25 protein-coding genes and 1 tRNA gene are annotated in these 20736 nt (G+C 63.8%); 11 read left to right on the top strand and 15 right to left on the bottom strand.

The annotated features are described in order from the left end of the window. Positions 1–69: 69 nt before the first annotated feature. The 8 genes from AC07X9_RS09890 to AC07X9_RS09925 all read right to left on the bottom strand — a co-directional run bounded on the left by AC07X9_RS09890 (position 70) and on the right by AC07X9_RS09925 (position 6736). Positions 70–1008: a right-handed parallel beta-helix repeat-containing protein gene (locus AC07X9_RS09890; RefSeq protein WP_026002097.1), complete on the bottom strand. Its 939-nt coding sequence runs from the start codon at positions 1006–1008 to the stop codon at positions 70–72. Positions 1009–1144: 136 nt separating this feature from the next. After that, entirely contained in the window at positions 1145–1606 is a 462-nt protein-coding gene (locus AC07X9_RS09895) for an SRPBCC domain-containing protein (RefSeq protein ID WP_017181415.1), read from the bottom strand. Further along, the gene (locus tag AC07X9_RS09900; RefSeq protein WP_017181416.1) at positions 1603–2094 is read right to left on the bottom strand and encodes a VOC family protein; all 492 of its coding nucleotides are present in this window, start codon (positions 2092–2094) and stop codon (positions 1603–1605) included. The genes AC07X9_RS09895 and AC07X9_RS09900 overlap by 4 nt, the downstream gene beginning before the upstream one ends. Next, entirely contained in the window at positions 2091–2888 is a 798-nt protein-coding gene (locus tag AC07X9_RS09905; RefSeq protein WP_017181417.1) for a VOC family protein, read from the bottom strand. The genes AC07X9_RS09900 and AC07X9_RS09905 overlap by 4 nt, the downstream gene beginning before the upstream one ends. Before the next feature lie 22 nt (positions 2889–2910). Next, positions 2911–3273 (bottom strand): DUF1428 domain-containing protein, encoded by a 363-nt coding sequence (locus AC07X9_RS09910; protein ID WP_017181418.1) that lies wholly within the window; start codon positions 3271–3273, stop codon positions 2911–2913. A 110-nt stretch (positions 3274–3383) separates the two neighbouring features. Beyond that, a complete protein-coding gene (locus AC07X9_RS09915; RefSeq protein ID WP_017181419.1) occupies positions 3384–4298 on the bottom strand; it encodes a hypothetical protein in 915 nt (304 codons plus the stop codon). 45 nt (positions 4299–4343) lie between these two features. After that, positions 4344–5357, bottom strand: coding sequence for an NAD(P)H-dependent flavin oxidoreductase (locus AC07X9_RS09920; protein ID WP_017181420.1), 1014 nt, complete (start codon positions 5355–5357; stop codon positions 4344–4346). Between the two features lie 113 nt (positions 5358–5470). Next, positions 5471–6736, bottom strand: a complete 1266-nt coding sequence (locus AC07X9_RS09925; RefSeq protein WP_017181421.1) for an aspartate kinase — start codon at positions 6734–6736, stop codon at positions 5471–5473. A gap of 94 nt (positions 6737–6830) precedes the next feature. Between AC07X9_RS09925 and ubiG the strand changes: the two genes are divergently transcribed. Then, on the top strand, positions 6831–7565 hold the full coding sequence (gene ubiG / locus AC07X9_RS09930; protein WP_017181422.1) for a bifunctional 2-polyprenyl-6-hydroxyphenol methylase/3-demethylubiquinol 3-O-methyltransferase UbiG: 735 nt from the start codon (positions 6831–6833) through the stop codon (positions 7563–7565). A gap of 45 nt (positions 7566–7610) precedes the next feature. Here the strand turns inward: ubiG and AC07X9_RS09935 are convergent. Next, positions 7611–7697: transfer RNA gene (locus AC07X9_RS09935), tRNA-Tyr, on the bottom strand. A 103-nt stretch (positions 7698–7800) separates the two neighbouring features. On the opposite strand from AC07X9_RS09935, the gene AC07X9_RS09940 reads away from it, so the two are divergent. Together AC07X9_RS09940 and AC07X9_RS09945 are read left to right on the top strand one after the other, a co-directional pair. Continuing rightward, the gene (locus AC07X9_RS09940) at positions 7801–8541 is read left to right on the top strand and encodes a TrmH family RNA methyltransferase (protein WP_017181423.1); all 741 of its coding nucleotides are present in this window, start codon (positions 7801–7803) and stop codon (positions 8539–8541) included. A gap of 34 nt (positions 8542–8575) precedes the next feature. Next, the gene (locus AC07X9_RS09945; protein WP_017181424.1) at positions 8576–9295 is read left to right on the top strand and encodes a hypothetical protein; all 720 of its coding nucleotides are present in this window, start codon (positions 8576–8578) and stop codon (positions 9293–9295) included. A gap of 103 nt (positions 9296–9398) precedes the next feature. Here the strand turns inward: AC07X9_RS09945 and AC07X9_RS09950 are convergent, their stop codons facing one another. After that, positions 9399–9716 (bottom strand): 2Fe-2S iron-sulfur cluster-binding protein, encoded by a 318-nt coding sequence (locus tag AC07X9_RS09950; RefSeq protein WP_017181425.1) that lies wholly within the window; start codon positions 9714–9716, stop codon positions 9399–9401. Between the two features lie 77 nt (positions 9717–9793). On the opposite strand from AC07X9_RS09950, the gene AC07X9_RS09955 reads away from it, so the two are divergent. The 3 genes from AC07X9_RS09955 (at position 9794) to AC07X9_RS09965 (ending at position 11175) form a co-directional block, all read left to right on the top strand. Then, positions 9794–10411: a DNA-3-methyladenine glycosylase family protein gene (locus tag AC07X9_RS09955; RefSeq protein WP_017181426.1), complete on the top strand. Its 618-nt coding sequence runs from the start codon at positions 9794–9796 to the stop codon at positions 10409–10411. A 3-nt stretch (positions 10412–10414) separates the two neighbouring features. Then, on the top strand, positions 10415–10642 hold the full coding sequence (locus AC07X9_RS09960) for a DUF2188 domain-containing protein (protein WP_017181427.1): 228 nt from the start codon (positions 10415–10417) through the stop codon (positions 10640–10642). A 98-nt stretch (positions 10643–10740) separates the two neighbouring features. Further along, positions 10741–11175, top strand: coding sequence for a response regulator (locus AC07X9_RS09965; RefSeq protein WP_019053507.1), 435 nt, complete (start codon positions 10741–10743; stop codon positions 11173–11175). Here the strand turns inward: AC07X9_RS09965 and AC07X9_RS09970 are convergent. Both AC07X9_RS09970 and murA read right to left on the bottom strand, forming a co-directional pair. Beyond that, complete coding sequence (locus AC07X9_RS09970) at positions 11123–12649, bottom strand: PAS domain-containing protein (protein ID WP_017181429.1); 1527 nt, start codon at positions 12647–12649, stop codon at positions 11123–11125. The genes AC07X9_RS09965 and AC07X9_RS09970 overlap by 53 nt on opposite strands. Continuing rightward, positions 12642–13925 (bottom strand): UDP-N-acetylglucosamine 1-carboxyvinyltransferase, encoded by a 1284-nt coding sequence (murA, locus tag AC07X9_RS09975; RefSeq protein ID WP_017181430.1) that lies wholly within the window; start codon positions 13923–13925, stop codon positions 12642–12644. Before murA ends, AC07X9_RS09970 begins: the two co-directional genes overlap by 8 nt. A 184-nt stretch (positions 13926–14109) precedes the next feature. On the opposite strand from murA, the gene AC07X9_RS09980 reads away from it, so the two are divergent. Next, positions 14110–14841, top strand: coding sequence for a Crp/Fnr family transcriptional regulator (locus tag AC07X9_RS09980; RefSeq protein ID WP_026002098.1), 732 nt, complete (start codon positions 14110–14112; stop codon positions 14839–14841). Between the two features lie 32 nt (positions 14842–14873). On the opposite strand, the gene AC07X9_RS09985 is transcribed toward AC07X9_RS09980, so the two are convergent. Beyond that, the gene (locus tag AC07X9_RS09985) at positions 14874–15440 is read right to left on the bottom strand and encodes an HNH endonuclease (protein ID WP_017181432.1); all 567 of its coding nucleotides are present in this window, start codon (positions 15438–15440) and stop codon (positions 14874–14876) included. A 94-nt stretch (positions 15441–15534) separates the two neighbouring features. Between AC07X9_RS09985 and gluQRS the strand changes: the two genes are divergently transcribed. The 4 genes from gluQRS to AC07X9_RS10005 all read left to right on the top strand — a co-directional run bounded on the left by gluQRS (position 15535) and on the right by AC07X9_RS10005 (position 18247). Beyond that, positions 15535–16449, top strand: a complete 915-nt coding sequence (gene gluQRS / locus AC07X9_RS09990) for a tRNA glutamyl-Q(34) synthetase GluQRS (protein WP_017181433.1) — start codon at positions 15535–15537, stop codon at positions 16447–16449. Between the two features lie 10 nt (positions 16450–16459). After that, entirely contained in the window at positions 16460–16693 is a 234-nt protein-coding gene (locus AC07X9_RS09995; protein WP_017181434.1) for a twin transmembrane helix small protein, read from the top strand. 8 nt (positions 16694–16701) lie between these two features. Further along, the gene (locus tag AC07X9_RS10000) at positions 16702–17271 is read left to right on the top strand and encodes a cob(I)yrinic acid a,c-diamide adenosyltransferase (RefSeq protein WP_017181435.1); all 570 of its coding nucleotides are present in this window, start codon (positions 16702–16704) and stop codon (positions 17269–17271) included. A gap of 127 nt (positions 17272–17398) precedes the next feature. Further along, entirely contained in the window at positions 17399–18247 is an 849-nt protein-coding gene (locus tag AC07X9_RS10005) for a GGDEF domain-containing protein (protein ID WP_017181436.1), read from the top strand. A 6-nt stretch (positions 18248–18253) separates the two neighbouring features. On the opposite strand, the gene AC07X9_RS10010 is transcribed toward AC07X9_RS10005, so the two are convergent. Both AC07X9_RS10010 and AC07X9_RS10015 read right to left on the bottom strand, forming a co-directional pair. Continuing rightward, a complete protein-coding gene (locus tag AC07X9_RS10010; protein ID WP_017181437.1) occupies positions 18254–19300 on the bottom strand; it encodes a DUF1176 domain-containing protein in 1047 nt (348 codons plus the stop codon). Between the two features lie 67 nt (positions 19301–19367). Next, the gene (locus tag AC07X9_RS10015) at positions 19368–20693 is read right to left on the bottom strand and encodes a NupC/NupG family nucleoside CNT transporter (RefSeq protein WP_017181438.1); all 1326 of its coding nucleotides are present in this window, start codon (positions 20691–20693) and stop codon (positions 19368–19370) included. Positions 20694–20736: the final 43 nt, after the last annotated feature.

The raw sequence follows: 20736 nt of genomic DNA on the forward strand, positions 1-20736 counted from the left end.
AGTCGTCCTCCGGCACGAGAAGGACATGGCTTCGGCAGGCTCAGCCCGGACGAGGGCTGGGACAATCCTCTATCGCCGCTCCTTGACCTTCATCGAGGGGGCAAGGTCATTCGCGCCGATCCGCACCGCGTCGTCGGTGAAGTTGGCGACGAAGGTGGAATTGCGCTCCAATCCCGGCACGAAGCCTGCCTTGTTACCTTCGATCACCAGCCCCGCGCTTCCATGTTCGCGGCCTTCGGGGGCGACGGTGATGAAGGCGGACCAATTATCCTTGTCCTTGCCCTGCACCATCTCATTGCCGCTGATGACGCCGCTCGCGCCGTTGGACAGGTCGATCATGTAATTGGTGAGCTTGCCGCCGCTATCGTCGAAGCTGTTGCCGGTGATGGTGACGCGGGCGGTGCGGGTCTTGAGATAATGGCCGCCATCGCCAAGGTCGAACCGGCTGTTGGTGACGGTCAGTGCCGCCAGACGCCCGATATAGACGCCATGGGCGCAATCCAGATCGCGGTCGCAACGACCCAGATGACGGAAGGTCGATTTGTCGATGCTGACCTGCCCGCCATCATAATCGCCGGTCAATATGCCTTCCTCGCTATTGCGGAACAGGCTGTTGCGGACGGTCAGGTTGCCGCTTTCCAGGCGGATGCCTGCGCCATTGCCGTCGGGCACGCGGATATTCTGAAAGATGATGCCGTCGACCGTGCTCGCCCGCCCGCGCAGCACCAGGGCCGCCTTGCCCTCGCACGGGACGCCGTCGAAAATCACCGTGCCGGGCGTCGCGGCGCGGATGGTGACATCGCCGCCCTGCTGGACGCCACATTGGTGATAGGTGCCCGGCGCGACGACCACCGTGCCGCGCCCATCGCCGATCGCGCCCAGCGCATCGGCCAGCGAGCCAAAGGCGCGGCCCGATTCGGCAAGCGTGAAAGGGGCGGGATTGCCCTGCGCCAGCGCGGTCGAGGCGATGGCGGCGGAGACGAGGAGACTGGTGGACAGGATGCGCATGGTGGCAAGGATAGGCGCGCGCGACGCAGCGACCAAGGGAGGAACGGAGTTAACGCCGCCCTGCCCCGCTATGGGACAGAGTAGCGGATAAAGGTTGCGATCTGCGGTGAGGCCGTAGCGACGTCAGCGAAGGGCGTTATCCCGCCGCGCCCTCGCACAAGGCCTTGAACTGCGCCATCATCTGATCCCAGCCGGGATGGAAGCCCATTGCCTCATGGCGGGCCTTGGCTTCTGCGTCCCAATGACGGGCGGTGGCGGTGAAGCGGGTGGCTTCGCCCTCGTCCGCGAAGGTCCAGATGGCGGTGATGAAGGGCGTTTGCGGAACCCAGCCTGCGGCATAGGCGTCAGTGGTGACAACCCGTTCGCCCGGCACCACCTCCAGAAAGACACCCTCCATCGGGCCGGTTTCCTCTCCATCGGGTCCGAACATCTGGACCGCGCTGCGGCCGCCGGGGCGCAAATCTTCCTCGATGACTTCGGCCCGCCACGGTTTGGGACAGAACCATTCCGCCTTGCGGTCGGTCCACACCGCCCAGCATGTCGCGCGCGGGGCTGCGATGGTGCAACTGACCGACAGTTCATGCGCGCCCTCGCTCATGCCGCGTCCCCATCGAAGGCCGCCTGCATGGCGGCAGTGTCGAGTTTCTGCATCGTCATCATCACCTTGATCATGCGGTCGATCCCGGCCTGATCGCCGCTGTGGTAATTGGCCATGATCCCTTCCGTCACCAGTTGCCAGGACAGGCCATATTTGTCCTTGAGCCAGCCACAGGGCGCAGGTGATCCGCCATCGGCGGTCAGCGCGTCATAATAGCGGTCCAGTTCTGCCTGATCTTGACACGCGACCGACAGCGACACCGCTTCGGTGAACGGGAATTGAGGCCCGCCGTTCAATGCCTGATAACGCAGACCCAACAGGGTGAATTCAACCAGCAGGACGCTGCCCCCCGCCGCGGGCGATGGGGAAAGATTTTCCTGCGGATAGTAGCTGACATGATCGACCGATCCGCCAAAGACGGAGGCGTAGAAATGCGCCGCTTCCTCCGCCTGACCGTCGAACCAGAGGCAGGGCGCAATGTTCGTCATGCCGCTTCCGCCCCGCGCGCGCCTACCAGCGCGAACATCGCGCCCTGCGGGTCGCGCGCCTGGATGATCCAGCTGCCGCCGGGCACTTCCGACGGGCCATTGAGAATGGTGCCGCCGCCTGCGGTGACGCGCTGCGCCGCGGCGTCAATGTCGGCCACGACATAGTAGAAGAGCCAGAGCGGCACGGGCATTTCTTTGGGGAGAGGCATGATGCCGCCCGTCATGCTCGTAAAATCGCCACCGCCGGTCTGGGAGATGAGTTGATAGACGCCCATGTCGCCCATATCCATGGCGTCGCCTTTGGCCCAGCCGAACTGGCCGGTGTAGAAGGCCATGTCGGCGTCGAAATTGCCGCTGTAAAGTTCGTGCCAGCCGACATGGCCCAGCGCCATGGGCGACGACGCTTCCACGCCGTCGGGACTGGAGCCTTTGAGCAGCATGAAGGTCGCGCCGCCCGGATCGCCCATCACCGCGAAACGGCCAACGCCCGCAATATCTTCCGCCGGGCGCTTGATGCTGCCCCCGGCCGCGACCAGCCGCGCGGCATCCGCATCGACATCGGCCGAGGCGATATAGCCACCCCACCAAGGGGTCATGCCGCAATCCCTGGCCTCATCCGGAATGGCCATCACCCCGCCCAACGGCCCGGCGCTGCCGACGACCAGCGTATAGCCGCCATCCTCGCCGAACGGCATAGTGGTCCAGCCTATGACATCGCTGTAGAAAGCGAGCGCCGCCTGCGGGTCGCTGGTCATCAGCTCGACCCAGAAAAACTGTCCGTTGCGATCAGTCATTGTCCATCTCCCGCTCGGCGGCTCAGGCCTTTTCGTCGACCAGTACCGAAAAGCCGCCATAGATGAGGCGTGCGCCGCTGAACGGCATGTCCTGCCCATCCTCCGGCTTCATCCGCTCGTCGGCCATGACCTTGGCCGATCCGGCGTCGCGGGTTTCCTTGTCGGGCCATTCGATCCAGGAGAACACGACATCTTCCCCTTCCTCGGCAATCACGGCCGTGCGGAAGTCGTTGACCTTGCCCGGCTTTATATCGTCACCCCAGCATTCGACCACGCGGATCGCGCCATGTTCGATGAAGATCGGCGCGGCCATGGCGGCCAGATCGCGATAGGCTTGCCTGTTGCCCTTGGGCACCGGGATCACGAAACCGTCCATATAGGCCATCGTCTCTCTCCTCCTTGGCCCCGCGATGCGCCGGCATGGCGGGCTAACCGTCAAACGACTCGCCGGTCATGATGCGCCCGCCACTGCTCATGCGCAACGGCGGGGGACGCTCATTCGGTATTGGTCGGCAGCGGCTGAACCATCAGCTTTGGGCCCGACGTGGCGGGCTGGGTTGGCGCTGCGGCAGGCGGACGGGCCGGCTGTGCCGCAGGTGCCGCATCGGGCGGTGGCGGCAGGTTTTGCTGGATCGCGCTCGTCACGCTGGGGGCAAAGCCCTGGCGGGGCGCCTCGCCCGGCGGCACGGGTGGTGGCGGCAGCGGGCTGGGCACCGCCCATACGGTCACCGTTCCGCCAAAGCGCGATTGCCATTCGGCCAGCCGCCGCAGATAATCCGCATAGGCCGCGTAGAAATCCTGAAACGGTTTTTCGAGTTCGGCCAGTGCGGTCGGTGCATAGTCCAGCAGGGCGCTGGATGGCATCGCCAACAGCTTGGCCCCCACCGCTTCGGCCACCGGGCAAAAGCTTTTCATGACGGGCGGCAGCGAGAAGAAATTATAGACGGTGGTGTTGAGCCGTTCGCGCGCGCCGAACCCGGCGGCGCCATAGGCGACCTTGTAATTGCGATCGACCGCTTCGTTGGCCTGCGTCAATATGGGGCCGTGAACATGCAGCAGGCGATTATATTGCAGACGCGCAAGATCGGCAGAGCTGCGGCAGGACAGCGCCGCGACGTTGAGTGCCATGCGGACATGCCATAGCGCCGTGTTCGACGTGACCTTGCGATTGGGGGTCAGATATTTGCCATCCTGAATTTCCGGGATGCTCATATTTTCCACCGCGCCCATGGGCGGACGCGGCCTGACCGTTTCGACCAGCGGCGGCGGCGGCGTGGGTGGCGGGGGCGGCGCGACAGGGGTCGAACAGGCCGCCAGCACGGCCAGCGACACAAGCGAAAGACGGCCATAAAAACGGCGCAGGACGATCATCAATTTCTCCGATGGGCTGCGCACCGTCATGCCGGGCATTCCGGCCGGAGGAAATATGCTGGATTAACCGTTCATCGCGCGAATTCAGGCAGCCCGTCGCTCCAGCGCCACTGCGGCCTCCGCCATCAGTTGCGCGATGATGTCGGCTACGGGTTCTTCCTTGGTCACCATCCCGACCGACTGGCCCGCCATCAGCGACCCGCCATCGACATCGCCGTCGATCACCGCGCGGCGCAGTGCGCCAGCCCAGAAATGTTCGATCTGCAACTGTGCTTCGCCCATGTCGACCGCACCGGCATCGAGCAGGTTGGCGACTTCGCGCTGCTTGGCGGTGAAATTGTCCATGCCCGCATTTTTGAGCGCGCGCACGGGGATGACCGGCAGGCGCGGGTCGATCTGGACGCTGGCGACGGCATCGCGGGCCGACGCGCGGAAGAAGGCCTTTTTGAAGGCGGGATGGGCGATGCTTTCGGTGGCGCAGGCAAAGCGGGTGCCCAATTGCACGCCCGCAGCCCCCATTTCCAGATAGGCGGCGATCGCTTCGCCCCGGCCAATGCCGCCCGCGACGAACACCGGCAACTGGCCGCTCATTTCGGGCAGGATTTCCTGCGCCAGCACGCTGGTCGCAACCGGGCCGATATGGCCGCCCGCTTCATTGCCCTCCACCACCAGCGCATCGACGCCGGAGCGGGCCAGTTTCTTGGCCAGCGCCAGAGCGGGGGCGAAGCAGATCAGCTTCGCGCCCTTGGCCTTGATCGCCTCGATACTGCCCTTGGGCGGCAAGCCGCCCGCCAGCACGACATGGGTGACATCATGCCTGGCACAGACGTCGATCAGGTCGAACAGTTGCGGGTGCATGGTGATGAGGTTGACGCCGAAAGGCTTGGCGGTCAGCGCCTTGGTCGCGGCGATTTCCGCATCCAGCAGGGCGGGCGTCATCGCGCCGCAGGCAATCACGCCAAACCCCCCGGCATTGGATATGGCCGCCACCAGATGCCGTTCCGACACCCAGCTCATCGCCCCGCACAAAATGGCGGTGTCGCAGCCCAGAAACTGCGTGCCGCGGGCCATGAGGGCAGTGAGTTTGGCGTTGGTCATATGTCATTCTTTCCCCCCTCCCGCTTGCGGGAGGGGTCGGGGGAGGGCCTGTAAAGGAGACGGCGACACACGCCCTCCCCTAGCCCCTCCCGCAAGCGGGAGGGGAACAAATTTTACGCTGTCGGCGCGTCGAGACCATAAGCGGTGTGCAGCACGCGGACGGCCAGTTCGGTTTCATCCTCGTCGATCAGCACGCTGACCTTGATCTCGCTGGTGGAGATGGCTTCGATATTGATGCCGCGATCGGCCAGCGTCTTGAACATGGTGGCGGCGACACCGGCGTGGCTGCGCATGCCCACGCCCACGACGCTGATCTTGGCGACTTCGGTGTCGGTGATGATGCGGCGGAAGCCGATCGCGTCCTTGTTGGCTTCAAGGATGTCGACGCTGCGCGCCAGGTCAGCGCGCGGGACGGTGAAGGTGACGTCCGTCTCTTCATTATCCTTGGAGTCATTCTGGATGATCATGTCGACGTTGATCGCCGCGTCCGCCAGCGGCGTGAAGATGCTGGCGACCGCACCCGGCTTGTCAGGCACGCGGGTCACGATGATCTTCGCCTCATTCTTGTCATGGGCGATGCCGGTGATGAGCTGACGTTCCATCTTGTTTTCCTTGCGCTTGGCTTCCAGTTCCTCGTCGCTGACGATCAGCGTGCCGGGCAGGTCGGTCTGGGTGGGATCATCGAAGGAGGACAAGACCTGCACGACCACGCCTTCCTTCATGGCGAGGCCGACCGACCGGGTTTGCAGCACCTTCGCGCCGACCGAGGCCAGTTCCAGCATCTCCTCATAGGTGACGAGGTCAAGCTTGCGTGCGCGCGACACGATGCGCGGGTCGGTGGTATAGACGCCATCGACATCGGTATAGATGTCGCAACGATCCGCCTTGATCGCGGCGGCGACCGCGACGGCAGAGGTGTCCGAGCCGCCTCGGCCCAGCGTCGAGACGCGGCCATCGGCCATCATGCCCTGAAAGCCGGGGATCACGGCCACCTGGCCCGCGCCCATCGCGGCGAGCAGCGCGTCGGTATCGATGCTGCTGACCCGCGCCTTGGCATGGGCCTCGATCGTCTTGATCGGCAGCTGCCAGCCAAGCCAGCTGCGCGCGTCGACATCCATGGCTTTCAATGTCATCGCCAGCAGGCCGCTGGTGATCTGTTCACCGGCGGCGACGACGACATCATATTCGGCCGGGTCATAAAGAGCGGATGCTTCCTTGCAGAAGCCGACCAGCCGGTCCGTCTCGCCCGCCATGGCGGACACGACGACAGCGACTTCATGGCCCTGGGCCACGACATGTTTGACCCGCGCAGCCACGTTGCGAATTCGTTCCATCCCCGCCATGGAGGTGCCGCCGAATTTCATCACGATGCGCGCCATTTGCTTGTCGAACCTGCCTGTCAAAAGGAATAGGAGTGAGACAGAAAATGTCCCAGAAGGGCGAAACGGCGCTTCTTTAGCAGCGGATACGGATATGGCAAGCAACGCGACATCGACCATCGACCCCAAAGAGGCCGCCCATTTCGGCACGATGGCGGCCGATTGGTGGGACCCGCAGGGCAGCAGCGCGATGCTGCATAAGCTGAACCCGGTGCGGCTAGCCTATATTCGCGCCGCGATCGATGCGCATTGGCCTGGCAAAACGCATGATTTCGAGCCGCTTGCCGGCAAGCGTGCGCTGGATGTGGGGTGCGGTGCGGGGCTGCTGGCCGAACCGCTGGCGCGTCTGGGGGCAAGCGTGACCGGGCTGGACGCCGCGCCGGAGAATATCGCGGCGGCGCGCGCCCATGCCGCGCCGCAGGGTCTGGCGATCGATTATCGTGCGACGCCGGTGGAAGCGGTGGCGGACGGGGGATTTGATCTGGTGACGTCGATGGAGGTGATCGAGCATGTCGCCGATCCCGCCGCGTTCGTTCGCGCACTGGCGGACAAGCTGGCGCCCGATGGCCTCATGATCCTGTCCACGCCCAACCGTACCCCCCTCTCCCGCCTGGCCATGATCACGATCGGCGAGAGCATAGGCGGCATTCCCAAGGGAACGCATGACTGGGGCAAGTTCATCACGCCGGACGAACTGACCGCGTTGCTGGAGCAGGCCGGGCTGGAGGTGATCGACAGTAGCGGCCTGAGCTTCGATCCGGGGCGCGGCTTCACTTTGTCGGAGAACAAGGCGATCAACTATCTGCTGACCGTGCGGCACCAAAGATAAAGCTGTTGCAGGGAGCGACTGATACGCACCACCCGATGAAAAGGGTGGTGGACAGGGTTGGGTTCGAACCAACGTAGGGCGTAGCCCGGCAGATTTACAGTCTGCTGCCTTTAACCACTCGGCCACCTGTCCATACCCGTCGCGGTCAGGAAAAAGCTTCTTTCCCGCGCTGGAGGCGGCTCAATGGCGAAAGGAGGCTTGCCTGTCAATGGTCGGATGTGAAAAGAGCGCTTCCATGAAAAGAGGTCATCGTTCCGCCAAGCCCAAGGGCGCGTTCCCGCGCTTCTATGGTCGTCACGCCGTCACCGCGGCGCTGGCCAATCCCAACCGCGTCGTGCGCAAGATATGGGGCACCCGCGAAGCGCTGAGCGCGCTGGATCTGCCCCCGGTGCTGCCGATCGTCTATGCCGATGTGGCCGATATGGGCCGCATGGTCCCGTCCGACGCGCCCCATCAGGGCATCGTCGCGGAAGTCGAGCCGCTGGACGATGTCTGGCTGGGCGACGTGCTGGACGAAGGGCGCGACGACACGCGGCCCATATTGGTGCTGGATCAGGTGACGGACCCGCATAATGTTGGCGCCATCCTGCGCTCCGCCGCCGCGTTCGATGCGCTGTGCATCGTCACGCAGGACCGGCACGCACCGCCCGAATCGGGGGTGCTGGCGCGGGCGGCGTCCGGCGCGCTGGAAATCATGCCATGGGTGCGGGTGGTCAACCTGGCGCGCGCTTTGGACGAAATTGCCGAGGCGGGCTACTGGCGGATCGGGCTGGATGGCGAGGCCGATACCAATCTGGGCGACGCGATCGGCGAATCGCGGGTGGCGCTGGTGCTGGGCGCCGAAGGCGAAGGGCTGCGCCACAACAGCATGGCGCATTGCGACATTTTGGCTAAACTGCCGATCAGTCCGCGGATGGAGAGCCTGAACGTATCCAACGCCGCGGCCATCGCCCTGTACGCCGCCGCCAGCCGGTAGGCAGCCGACCGGGCGGCTCTGGGGGGACGTCGCCATGAATCGTCTGTTGCGTTGGATGCTGGCATTGCCGGGGGTGATGGCGCTATCGGCGTGCCTGGTGACGCCGGGCAAGTTCGATTCCTCGCTCGATATTCGGGCCGACCGCAGTTTCAGCTTTGCCTATAAGGGCGAGATCATCGCGTCTGACAGCGGCAAGGGGGCGATGGGCATCCCTGAACCGGCGAGCGAGGATGAAGAGGCCGCGCCAGCGCAGCTGTTGCAAATTGCGGCGGAGAAGTTCGACAGTGAAGCCGACAATGGTGACGATGCGCAAATGCGCGCGATCGCCGACGCACTGACGAAAGAAAAAGGTTTTAAATCAGTACGTTATATGGGGAATCGCATATTCGACATCGATTATGCGATCAGCGGTCGGCTGACCCATGCCTTCCTGTTTCCCTTCAACATCGACGCGCAGATCGTGCTGCCCTTCGTCGCGGTGGAATTGCGCGGGGATGATCGGGTGCGGGTGAAGGCGCCGGGCTTTGCCAACGGATTTGACAAGAGCCAGGGTCCATCGCTGGGCGCTGGCGGGCCGGGCGAAGCGGCGGCCAAGGCACTGAACGGCAGCTTCACACTGACGAGCGATGCAGAGATTATCAGCCAGAATCAGGAAGATGGCGCGCAGACGTTGGCCAATGGCAAGCGTATCGTCTGGCGGGTTACCCCGCTGACCAGCGAGGCGCCCGCCGCCACGTTGCGGCTGCAACGGTAAGTTTTACGGAACGGAGCCGCACCGGCCCGCAGGTCTGCCCGACCTACCGCAATATATACTGAGCGGGAGGCCGGGTGGAGGCGTCAGCCGGTGCGGTCTAAAATCAATCTTCCGGCGCGATGGTGACGCGCAGGCCGTCCAGCGCGTCGGTCAAAACGACCTGGCAGGACAGACGGCTGGTGTCGTTGCGATGGTCCGAACTGTCGAGCAGGTCATTTTCATCCTCGCTCATCGCGGGAAGCGAATCGGCAAAGGCGGGGTCGACATAGACATGGCAGGTCGCGCAGGAGCAGCAGCCACCGCACAGGGCCAGCAGTTCATCAAAGCCGTTGTCGCGGATGACTTCCATCACCGACAGGCCATTGTCGCCATCGACAGCCTGTTCTTCGCCCGCACGGTTGACCACAATCAGTTTCGGCATCTATCCAGTCCCCAAGAATTTTCTTCGCCGCTCTGACGGACAGACGTCGGGAAATCAAGGGTGGAAGGAAACAACAGATGGTGACGACAGCAGAGACGTTGCGCGGCAGTCTGGACGCCATCGCCGCGATCGAGCCGGGATTTGTCGCGGCGCTGGCGCGGGTTGGCTATCCTGAGCCGCGCCAGCGGGAGCCGGGCTATGAGACGCTGCTGCGCACGATCGTCGGTCAGCAGGTCAGCGTGGCGGCGGCAGCGGCGGTGTGGCGCAAGCTGGAGGCGGACCTTGGCGCAGGCTGCGCGCCCGATGCGCTTCTGGCGCGCGATCATGACGCGCTGCGCGCCTGCGGCCTGTCGCGCCAAAAGCAGGGCTATGCCCGCAGCCTGGCGGAAATGGTGCTGAGCGGGGCGCTGGATCTGAACGCCCTGCCCGCCGACGATGAGGAAGCGATTGCGCAGCTTATCCAGATCAAGGGGATTGGCCGCTGGTCGGCGGAAATCTATCTGCTCTTTGCCGAAGGACGGCCCGACATCTGGCCTGCGGGTGATCTGGCAGTACAAATAGAGGTGGGCCGGATATTGGGCCTGCCCGAACGACCAAGCGAAAAGGCAACCCGCCAGCTTGCCGAAGCCTGGCGTCCGCATCGCGGCGCCGCCGCCATCATGGCGTGGCATCATTATAATACAGAGGTTTTGTAATCCATGTCCCCCACCCTGCCCCATGCCCGCTACATCGTCCTGACCCATGAGGGCGTTTGGAAAATCAACCTGAACAACACCTATTATGGCCCGTTCGACACGCAGGCAGCGGCGGTGGAGAGTGCGACGGATACCGCGCGCAAGGCCAGCGAGGGCGGCTATCCAGCCTCTGTCCTGTTGATGAAGGACGCCACCAATTTCGAGACCATCTGGAGCAGCGTGCAGGGATGATGCTGCCTGTCGGCCCATCGCCAAGGGATTCTTGTCGCCTGGGGGGAACCGCGCGGGCAGCGGAGCATTTCTTGTCCTAAATCATACAGGCCCCAGGAATGAGCAAGAGAGTTTTGATAGTTGAGGACGAGATTTTCGTCGCTTTAGAGATTGAACAGATTGTCGAGGAGACGGGATTCGATGTCAGCGCGATTGCTGCCGATCGTCCGGCTGCGCTGGCCTGCGCGGAATCCTGCGACATAGCTTTGGTCGACCTCAATCTGCGCGATGGGCCAACCGGGCCGATCATCGGCATGGAGCTGGCGAGCCGCTATGGCATTCGTGTTATCTATGTGACCGCCAATCCGTCGCAAATCGGCGAGGCGTCGGTCGCAGCGCTCGGCGTCATCACGAAGCCGTTTCGTTCGCAAAGCATTTCCGCCGCGCTGCAACTGGCCGCGGCGGAAGAGCCCGAATTGCACGCCGCAGAGATTGCAGGCTTTATTCCGTTCCTACAGAGCGGCTCATCGAGCGGGTTGGTATCCAGAGGCTGAGTTTCAGCCCGTCAGCAGACCAGTCCCGCGCGATCCGCCCGCCCAGCTGCCGCTCCACGCTCAAGGTGATAAGGCGGCTGCCAAAACCGTCCGGCTGCATCGACTGAACCGCTGGCCCGCCCAATTCCTGCCAGTCGATACGCACATCCGCCCCTTCACGCGCAATATGCAGGGCTATCCGGCCATCCGGCACCGACAGCGCGCCATATTTGGCGGCATTGGTCGCCAGTTCATGGAACAGCAGCGCCAGAGGCGTTGCCGAGCGATCATCAATCGGCACATTGTCGCCCGACAGCGCGATACGCGAGCGATCCCGCGAATTATAGGGCGCGAAAATCTGGTCCAATATGCCCCAAAGCAGCCCCTGCCCCTGCCCGACCTGCGGCGCGGATTCAGCGCTGTGCGGGCGAACGAAATCATGGGCGCGGCCGAGCGCAAGAATGCGATCGCGCAAATCTTCGGCAACGGCGCCGATTTCCGGGTGCTGGCGCGCCGACAGACCAATCAGCCCGGCGATCACCGAAAAGATATTCTTGATCCGATGGGATAGCTCATGCGCGATCATCTCGCGCTCTTCCATCATCAATTTCTGTTCGTGGATGTCGGTGCAGGTGCCGATCCAGCGCAATATGGTGCCGGCCCCGTCGCGGATCGGCAGGGCGCGGCCCAGCGTCCAGCGATAGTCGCCGCTATGATGGCGCAGCCGATATTCGATTTCGTAAGGCTCGCCGGTTTCCAGCGATTTGCGCCAGCGGCCCCAGGCGCGTTCCTGATCGTCAGGATGGAACATGTCATTCCACCCTTCGCCATCGGTCGATCCGGCCAAGACGCCGGTATATTCATACCAGCGGGCATTATAATAATCATGATAGCCATCGGGCAGGGTCGACCAGACCATCTGCGGCATGGTGTCCGCCAAGGTACGGAACATGCGATCGCTGTCGGCAATGGCTGCTGCGTCCTGGCGTTGGCGCGCTATGACATCGCGGTCGCGACGACGCCCCTCCAGCTCGACCATCACCTGCCGCGCCAGCAGGGTCAGCCCCTGCCGCTGGATCGGGGTCAGATCAGCGCGGGGCTGCGTATCGATGACGCACAGGGCGCCCAACGGCACGCCAGCGCTGTCGATCAGCGGTGCGCCGGCGTAAAAGCGGATATGCGGTGGGCCGGTAACCAGGGCATTGTCCGCAAAACGCGGATCCCCGCAGGCATCGGGCACGACGAAAATATCGTCGCCGAGCATGGCCAGCGCGCAGAAGGACACGTCGCGCGGCGTTTCTTCCGCGTCGAGGCCGGTGCGCGCCAGAAAGCGCTGGCGCGCTTCCTCCACGATGCTGACCAGAGCGATGGGCGCATCGCAAAGCGTGGAGGCGAAGGCGGTAATCTCGTCCAGATGACGAAACCCGCCGGCATCCAGATCATAGAGCGCCAGGAGCGCCCCGCGATCGGTGCCCAGACCGCTATGGTCAGCCATCGCTGGCGCGTTCGATATCGGCGCCGACGGCGGAGAGCTTTTCCTCCAGCCGCTCATAACCGCGATCGAGATGATAGACGCGATTGACCTGGGTTTCGCCTTCCGCCGCAAGACCCGCCAGGATGAGGCTCATCGACGCGCGCAGATCGGTCGCCATCACCGGCGCGCCGACCAGCCTGTCGACACCACGCACGACCGCCGTGCGCCCGTTGACCGCGATGTCAGCACCCATGCGCGCCAGTTCAGGCACATGCATGTAACGATTTTCAAAGATGGTTTCGGTCAGCACCGATGCGCCATCCGCCATGGTCAGCATCGCCATGAACTGCGCCTGCATATCCGTGGGGAAGGCCGGGAACGGCGCGGTCGACAGGGTCAGCGGCTTGAGCTTGCCGTCGGAAGAGACGCGAATGCCATCCTTGTGAACGTCCACCTGCACGCCTGCGTCGCGCAGCGCGGCGATGATCGCGTGCATATCCTCGCCATTGGCGCCGATCAGGTCGAGCGACCCGCCGGTGATCGCTGCGGCGCAGGCATAGCTGCCCGCCTCGATCCGGTCGGGCATGACGCGGTAGGTCGCGCCATGGAGCCGCTCACGACCATGGATGACGAGCTTGTCGGTGCCGACGCCTTCGATATCCGCGCCCATGGCCAGCAACAGGCGGCACAGATCGACGATTTCAGGCTCTCGCGCCGCATTTTCCAGAATGCAGGTGCCCTTGGCCAAAACTGCGGCCATCAGGGCGTTTTCGGTCGCACCGACCGAGACCACCGGGAAAGTGTAGATGCCGCCGGGCAGGCCGCCGTCGGGCAGGCTGGCGCGGACATAGCCCGCCGCAATCTCGATAATCGCGCCAAAGGCTTCCAAAGCCTTGAGATGCAGGTCGATCGGCCGGTTGCCGATCGCGCAGCCGCCGGGCAGCGATACCCGCGCTTCGCCCGCGCGCGCCAGCAGGGGGCCAAGCACCAGGATCGAGGCGCGCATCTTGCGCACTATGTCATAGGGCGCTTCGGTCGATGTAACGCGCCCGGCCCGCATGGTCATGACCCGGCCGAAATCTTCCGGCCTGGCCCCTTCGATCATGGTCGAAACGCCCAACTGGTTGAGCAGATGACCAAAGCTGTCGACGTCGGCGAGGCGCGGCAGGTTGCGCAGCGTCACCGGCTCGTCAGTCAGCAAGGCGCAAGGCAGCAATGTCAACGCTGCGTTTTTCGCGCCAGAGATGGGAAGGCGGCCGTTGAGCACTTTGCCGCCGCGGATGATGATGCGGTCCATTAGGTCAGGGTTAATAGCGGCAAACGCGCGCCGTGCAAGGTAACCCGGCGCCGAATTATGGGGCCCTGCCGTAAACCGGAAACAATTAATCAGACCTTGATCGAGTTTAGTGCGGTTAACCAAAATGCAGCCAAAAGGCGCTTCGGGCGTTTTGCCATCGTAACGAGAATTTTTAAGAGGTTTATTGGTGGTAACGAGTTGTTTCGCAGAAAGGCTGGCCAAGCATGTGCCGCTGTCCGACGCGGAAAAGGCGGCCCTGGCCCGGCTGGAGGAAAATCCTCGCAAAATGAAGCGAGGCGGGATGATCCAGCGTGTCAATGATACGGTTACCGAATTGTTCGTGCTGCGCGAAGGACGGGTGATGAGTTTTGTCATCCTGCCCGACGGCAGCCGCCAGATATTGCGCGTCTATTTCCCCGGCGATTTCATCGGGTCGGCCAGCACCATTTACAGCAAGGCCCCCGAATCGCTGGTCGCGCTGACCGACGTGGTGGTGTGCCCGTTCGACAAGCATGCGCTGCGCCGGTTGCTGGAGGAATATCCGCGGGTTGCCGCGCTGTTGTTCCTGCTGTCCAATGCGGAGCGGGTGGCGATGACCGATCGGCTGGCGTCGCTGGGCCGCACATCGGCCAAGGCGCGGGTCGCTTCCTTCCTGCTCGACATGTTCGACCGGCTGCGGGTAACCGACGACAGCGTCAGCGACAGTTTCGACCTGAAGCTGACGCAGGAGGAGATTGGTGATTCGATCGGCCTGACATCGGTGCATGTGAACCGCATGATCCGCCAGATGGAACAGGAAGGGCTGATCAGCCGCTCCAACGGTCGCATCACGCTGCACCAGATGGGGCGGCTGGAGGAAATCGGCCATTATACCAACCGGCACAAGGATATGGACCTGGACTGGTTGCCGGTCTGATAAAAGCAGGCAGCGCGGCAAATGCCGTGCCGTTACGCCAGCAGCTCGACATCCCAATAGAGCCAGTCGTGCCAGCTTTCGTGCAGATAGCCGGGCGGGAAGGCGCGACCATGCTCCTGCAAATGCCAGCTGGTCGGGCGGATCGGCTGAACGTGGAGTTGCATCCCTGCCTCTTTGGGTGTGCGCCCGCCCTTTTTAAGGTTGCAGGGCGAACAGGCGGTCGCGACATTTTCCCATGTGGTGCGCCCACCGGCACGGCGCGGCACGACATGATCGAAGGTCAGATCGCTGGTGCTGCCGCAATATTGGCAGGCGAACTTGTCGCGCAGGAACAGGTTGAAGCGGGTGAAGGCGGGATGTTCGGACGGCTTCACATAATGTTTGAGCGCGATGACCGACGGGATTTTCATGTCCAGACTGGGGCTGTGCACCTGCCGCGCGTAGGAGGCGATGATGTCGACCCGGTCGAGAAAGACCGCCTTGATCGCGGTCTGCCACGGCCACAGGCTCAGCGGATAATAGCTGAGCGGCGTGTAATCTGCGTTCAAAACCAATGCCGGACAGTTTTCCGGATGCCGTATAAGGTCGGGATGGTACATAGAAAGCCTCTACCCCCTTGCCGACGTCGCTGATCAACCAGCAACATGACACCCGCATGACAGCATTAACCAATATCGCCCGTCAAGAGCCTGTATGACATCATCCGTCGCACCACAGCATGTTGTTACCCGCTTCGCGCCAAGCCCCACCGGGCGGCTGCATGTCGGCCATGCATGGTCGGCGCTGCTGGCGCATGACATGGCACGAGCGGCGGGCGGCACGTTCCGCCTGCGGATCGAGGATATTGATGGCACGCGCAGCCGGGCGGAGCATGTCGCGGGGATGATCGAGGATCTGACCTGGCTGGGAATAGGCTGGGATGGCGAGGTGGTTTTCCAGTCGCGGCGGCTGCCAACTTATGACGCGGCGCTGGAACGGCTGCGCGACATGGGGCTGCTCTATCCCTGTTTCTGTACGCGGGCGGACATTGCCGCCAGCACGAGCGCGCCGCACGGGCCGGAAGGGCCGGTTTATCCGGGGACGTGCCGGGGATTGAGCGAGGAGGAGCGGACGCGGCGGATTGGCGCGGGGGAGGCGCATGCGTGGCGGATCGATATGCAGGAAGCCGTGGCGCGGGCAGGCGCAGTGACATGGCAGGCGATGTCCTTTTCTCCGCTGTCATACCCGCAGATGGAGGCACAGGCGTTGCACAAGGCCGAGCCCCTCACCCATGGCGACGTGGTGCTGGCGCGCAAGGACGCGCCGGCAAGCTATCATCTGTCCTGCACGCTGGACGATGCCGCGATGGGGATCAGCCATGTGCTGCGCGGCGACGACCTGCTGGGGGCGACGGATGTGCATCGCCTGTTGCAGGCGCTGCTCGACCTGCCCTCTCCAGCCTATATCCATCATCCTTTGCTCGTGGATGCCGATGGCAGGCGCCTGGCCAAGCGAAGCGGGTCGATTGCGCTGGCGGACCTGCGCGCTCAGGGTATGGACGCCGCGGCACTGGTCGCTGACCTTAGGGGTGGACGCTTTCCGGTTGGCATCGGGCCTGCAAGCGCCTAGGTTACAGGCCATGAACACCGTCCTTGTCATCGCCCTCATCCTAGCCATGGGCGCAACGCTGTTTGCGCTGATCCGCGGCATCATCTCCTTCCTTCAGGTCACCAAGGAGGAATTGAACGCGCCCGAAGGCAGCGGGCCAAGCCCGTCGCGGCTCAAACAGAATAAGATGATGCTGAACCGCGTGCTGTTTCAGGCGGCGGCGATCATCATCGTCGCCATCCTGCTCTTGTCCAAGGGCAATTAGCCGATTCCATGGTCAAGCTGAACAAGATCTACACCCGTACCGGCGATGCGGGGACCACCGGGCTTGTCGATGGATCGCGACTGCCCAAGCATGCGCCGCGCATGCAGGCGGTGGGCGACGTTGATGAGGCCAACAGCGCGATCGGGCTGGCGATCATTGCGATGGCCGACAGGCCGGAAGCGGCTTGGCTGACGACGATCCAGAACGATCTGTTCGATCTGGGCGCGGATTTCGCGACGCCTGTCCCCGATGGTGCGGACGAACCATGGGCCTTGCGGATCATTGCCAGCCAGGTCGAGCGACTGGAAAAGCATATCGACGCGATGAATGCCGATCTGGCCCCGCTCGACAGCTTCATCCTGCCCGGCGGATCGCCTGCCGCCGCCGCCATCCACCTGGCCCGTGCGATCACGCGCCGGGCCGAACGCAGCGCAACCGCAGCCGCGACGGACGTGGCCCTGAACCCGCAGGCGCTGGCCTATCTCAACCGGCTGTCGGACCTGCTGTTCGTGCTGGCGCGCCGCGTGAATGATAATGGCGCTACCGATATCAAATGGGTGCCGGGCGGATCGCGCTGACAATCGCCCCCGTCTGACTCAGCTACGGCACGGTTCGTCCCACCTGGCCAAATTAACCCTGTTTGTTGGGAAAGCATTCAGTCGCCCCCCCCGACTTTGCGCACCATTCGCAATTACGGGGCCTTTCATGCATTTCTATCTCGCGACGTCATTCATTTTTCCGCGCTCGCTGCGCCTGCGCCTCTTCACCCTCTGTTTCATCGCCACCCATTTGCCGCTGCTGGGCTATTGTGGTTGGGGGCTAATGACCGGACGGATCGCGCTGACCGAATTTGTCCTGCTGACGCTGATGACGCTGTTTGGCACAGCGATCGCGCTGATTGGCATGGGGGCGTTGCTCAACCCCATTCATGCGCTGGCGGAGACGTTCAACGGCAAGGCGGATGCCGCGCTTCCGGAAGTCGGCGACGTGATCCAGACGCTCTATGCCGGGGTCCATCGCGCCGCCAGCACGACGCGGGCGCAGATCGACGACCTGCATGTCGCCGCGCATGAAGACCCGCTGACGGGGGTTGCCAACCGGCGCGGCTTTCTGGCGCAGCTCGACGCCCTGCCCCACGACCAGCGCCGCGGCTGTGTCGCGATCATCGACATTGATCATTTCAAGCAGGTCAACGACCAGCTGGGCCATGATGAGGGCGACCGGGTGCTGGCCGCCTTTGCCGACCGCCTGTCCGCGCTGTTGCGCCGCGTCGATCTGGTCGCGCGCTGGGGTGGCGAGGAATTTGTGGTTTTCTTTCATGGCGCGGCAGAGGATGAAGCCTGCTGGTCGCTGGCGCGTATCGCCAACCAGATGCGGCTGGACCCGATCGGCCGGATTCATGGCCGCCCGATCAGCTTTTCCGCCGGTCTGTCCCGCTGGGCCGGAGATGCCGTGGACGGCGCATTGAGCGCGGCGGACACGGCGCTCTATGACGCCAAACAGTCCGGGCGCGACCGCATCTGTCGCGCGGGGCCGGTCGTGCAGATGGTGTGACGCCGTCTATTCGACGACGCGCGCGGTCCAGGTCGTGATCCAGTGCCAGGCGCCGCGACATTCGCCCATGCTGGTCGCCTCGATCAGGCGGAAGCGCTGGCCGTCCCAGACATAGGCTTCGCTGCCGCCGCAATCGCCCAGGCCACGGCCCTTGGCGAAACTGTCCAGCCGGGACTTTTCCGGGCTCCAGCCGACATTGACCAGCATGGGATGGCCCGCCTCCTCGCTCCAGCCCGGCTTGAAATCGAAAGCGGCAAAGCGAAAGGATCGGCGGCCCGGAACGCCAGTGGCGATGACCGGCACGGACGAGAAATTATAGGCGCCCGATCCGCAGGGGACGAGGATGAGGGTTTCGGTTTTGGAGAGGCGTTGCAGATCCGGGGTCTGATCGCTGCGCATGTCATCGGTGCAGCCGGTATATTTGCCGAGCGCGGTCAGTTCCTCACGCCACAGGGCGGCGGGCGCTGGTCCGGCCGGGACGAGCGCGCGACGAATGGTGGGTGCTACGGGCGCGGGTTTTACAGCCGTCGGGCCAAGCGTGCCGGTCGCGACCAACGCGGTCGTGGTCCCTGCCCGGCCCTGCCGCGCGTCCATATAGCGCAGCGCCGCGCCTGATCCGGCGAGCGAGGGACGGCCAAGCAGCCTTGCGCCCGCGCGCACCTCCATGCTCGTGCCCCGCGCCATGGCGATGGCGAGCGCAGATGCCTGCGGCCCGCGGATCGTGGCTTCGCCATCGCGGGCAATGGCGCTGGCGATCTTGCGGCCATCGACGGACAGGGTGACGTCGGCCTGGCCCTTGCCCTCCCGGCTGATCCAGACTTCGGTCTGGGCATCGGGTCCAGCGGCGCGGACGATGCCGATCATCAACGGTATGTCGGGCAGATCGCTGCCTTCGGGCAACAGCGAGACCGCTTCGCATCGGTTGCGATTGTCGCAGCCGATCGTCCAGTCCTTATAGGTTTCCAACCGGCCCGGCTTTGGCGCTTGCGCCACGGCCATTGGCGATCCGAGCGAAACCGCCAGCGCGGCCGCGAAAACTGTCTTTGCCCCCATGGGGTTAACCATAATAGATTTATGCGGGCAGCGATAGAGTCAAACGTTGCGGGTGGATAATGACCGATCAGCGTAGACTGAGCATCAGTCCCGCCAGCGCGGCGCTCATCAGGTTGGCAAGGCTGCCCGCGACCAGCGCCTTGAGGCCAAGCTTGGCGATCATCGGGCGCTGGTTGGGGGCGAGGTTGCCGGTCACCGCCATCTGGATCGCGATCGAGCTGAAATTGGCGAAGCCGCACAGGGCGAAGGTGACGATGGCGATGCTGGCCGGGGACAGCGCGCCCTGCACTTGGCCCAGATTGATATAGGCGACGAATTCGTTGAGCACGACCTTCGTGCCGAACAGGCCGCCTGCGACCTGCGCTTCCTCCCAAGGGATATTGAGCAGATACATGACCGGCGAAAAGACATAGCCCAGCAGTTGCTGGAAGCTGAGCGTCGGGTAGCCGAACATGCTGCCGATGCCGCCCAATATGCCGTTGGCCAGCGCCACCAGCGCGACGAAGGCCAGCACCATCGCGCCGACCGCGACGGCGAGTTTCACGCCGGTCTGCGCCCCTTGCGCGGCGGCCATGATGATGTTTGCGGGCTTTTCCTCGTCATGGCTGGCGACCGGCATGGGTTCGCCCGGCGTTCCTTCGGGCAGCAAGGCGGCGGGCCCTGCCCCGCTGATCCGGGTTTCGGGCAGATGAATGTCGGGATCGTCACCCAGCGGCAATTCGCCCTGCACGGGCAGTCGCACATCCGGCATCATGATCTTGGCCATCAGCAGTCCGCCGGGCGCGGCCATGAAGCTGGCGGCGAGGAGATAGTCGATCTTGATCCCCATGGATGCGTAAGCGGCGAGGATCGTGCCGGCAACGCCTGCCATGCCGCTGGTCATCACCGTGAACAATTGCGGCGGAGTGAGGCCCGCCAGATAGGGGCGGATGACGAGCGGGCTTTCGCTTTGCCCCACGAAGATATTGGCGGCGGCGCACAGGCTTTCCACCTTCGACACGCCGGTCACCGCCTCGATCGCGCCGCCGACCCAGCGGACGATGAACTGCATGACCCCCAGATAATAGAGGATCGACACGAGGCTGGCGAAGAAGATGATGACGGGCAGCGCAGCGATGGCGAAGCTGGCCCCGCCGATTTCGGGACTGGCAAGCGGGCCGAAGATGAAATTGGTGCCCGCCTGCGCATAGCCAAGAAGATTGGACACCCCCTTCGACATGCCCGCAATGACCGCGCGCCCGGCAGGAACATAGAGAACCATCAGGGCGATGCCCGCCTGCAACAGGAAGGCCGCGCCGACGACGCGGAGCCGGATGGCGCGACGGTCGGACGACAGGGCAATGGCGATGGCAAGGATGAGCAGGATGCCCGCAAGACCGATAAGAAGATGCATGAAAGGCTTTCGCGGGAAGGATGTTGCGCGCGACTATATGAGC

The sequence above is a fragment of the Sphingobium sp. GW456-12-10-14-TSB1 genome (assembly GCF_059424385.1).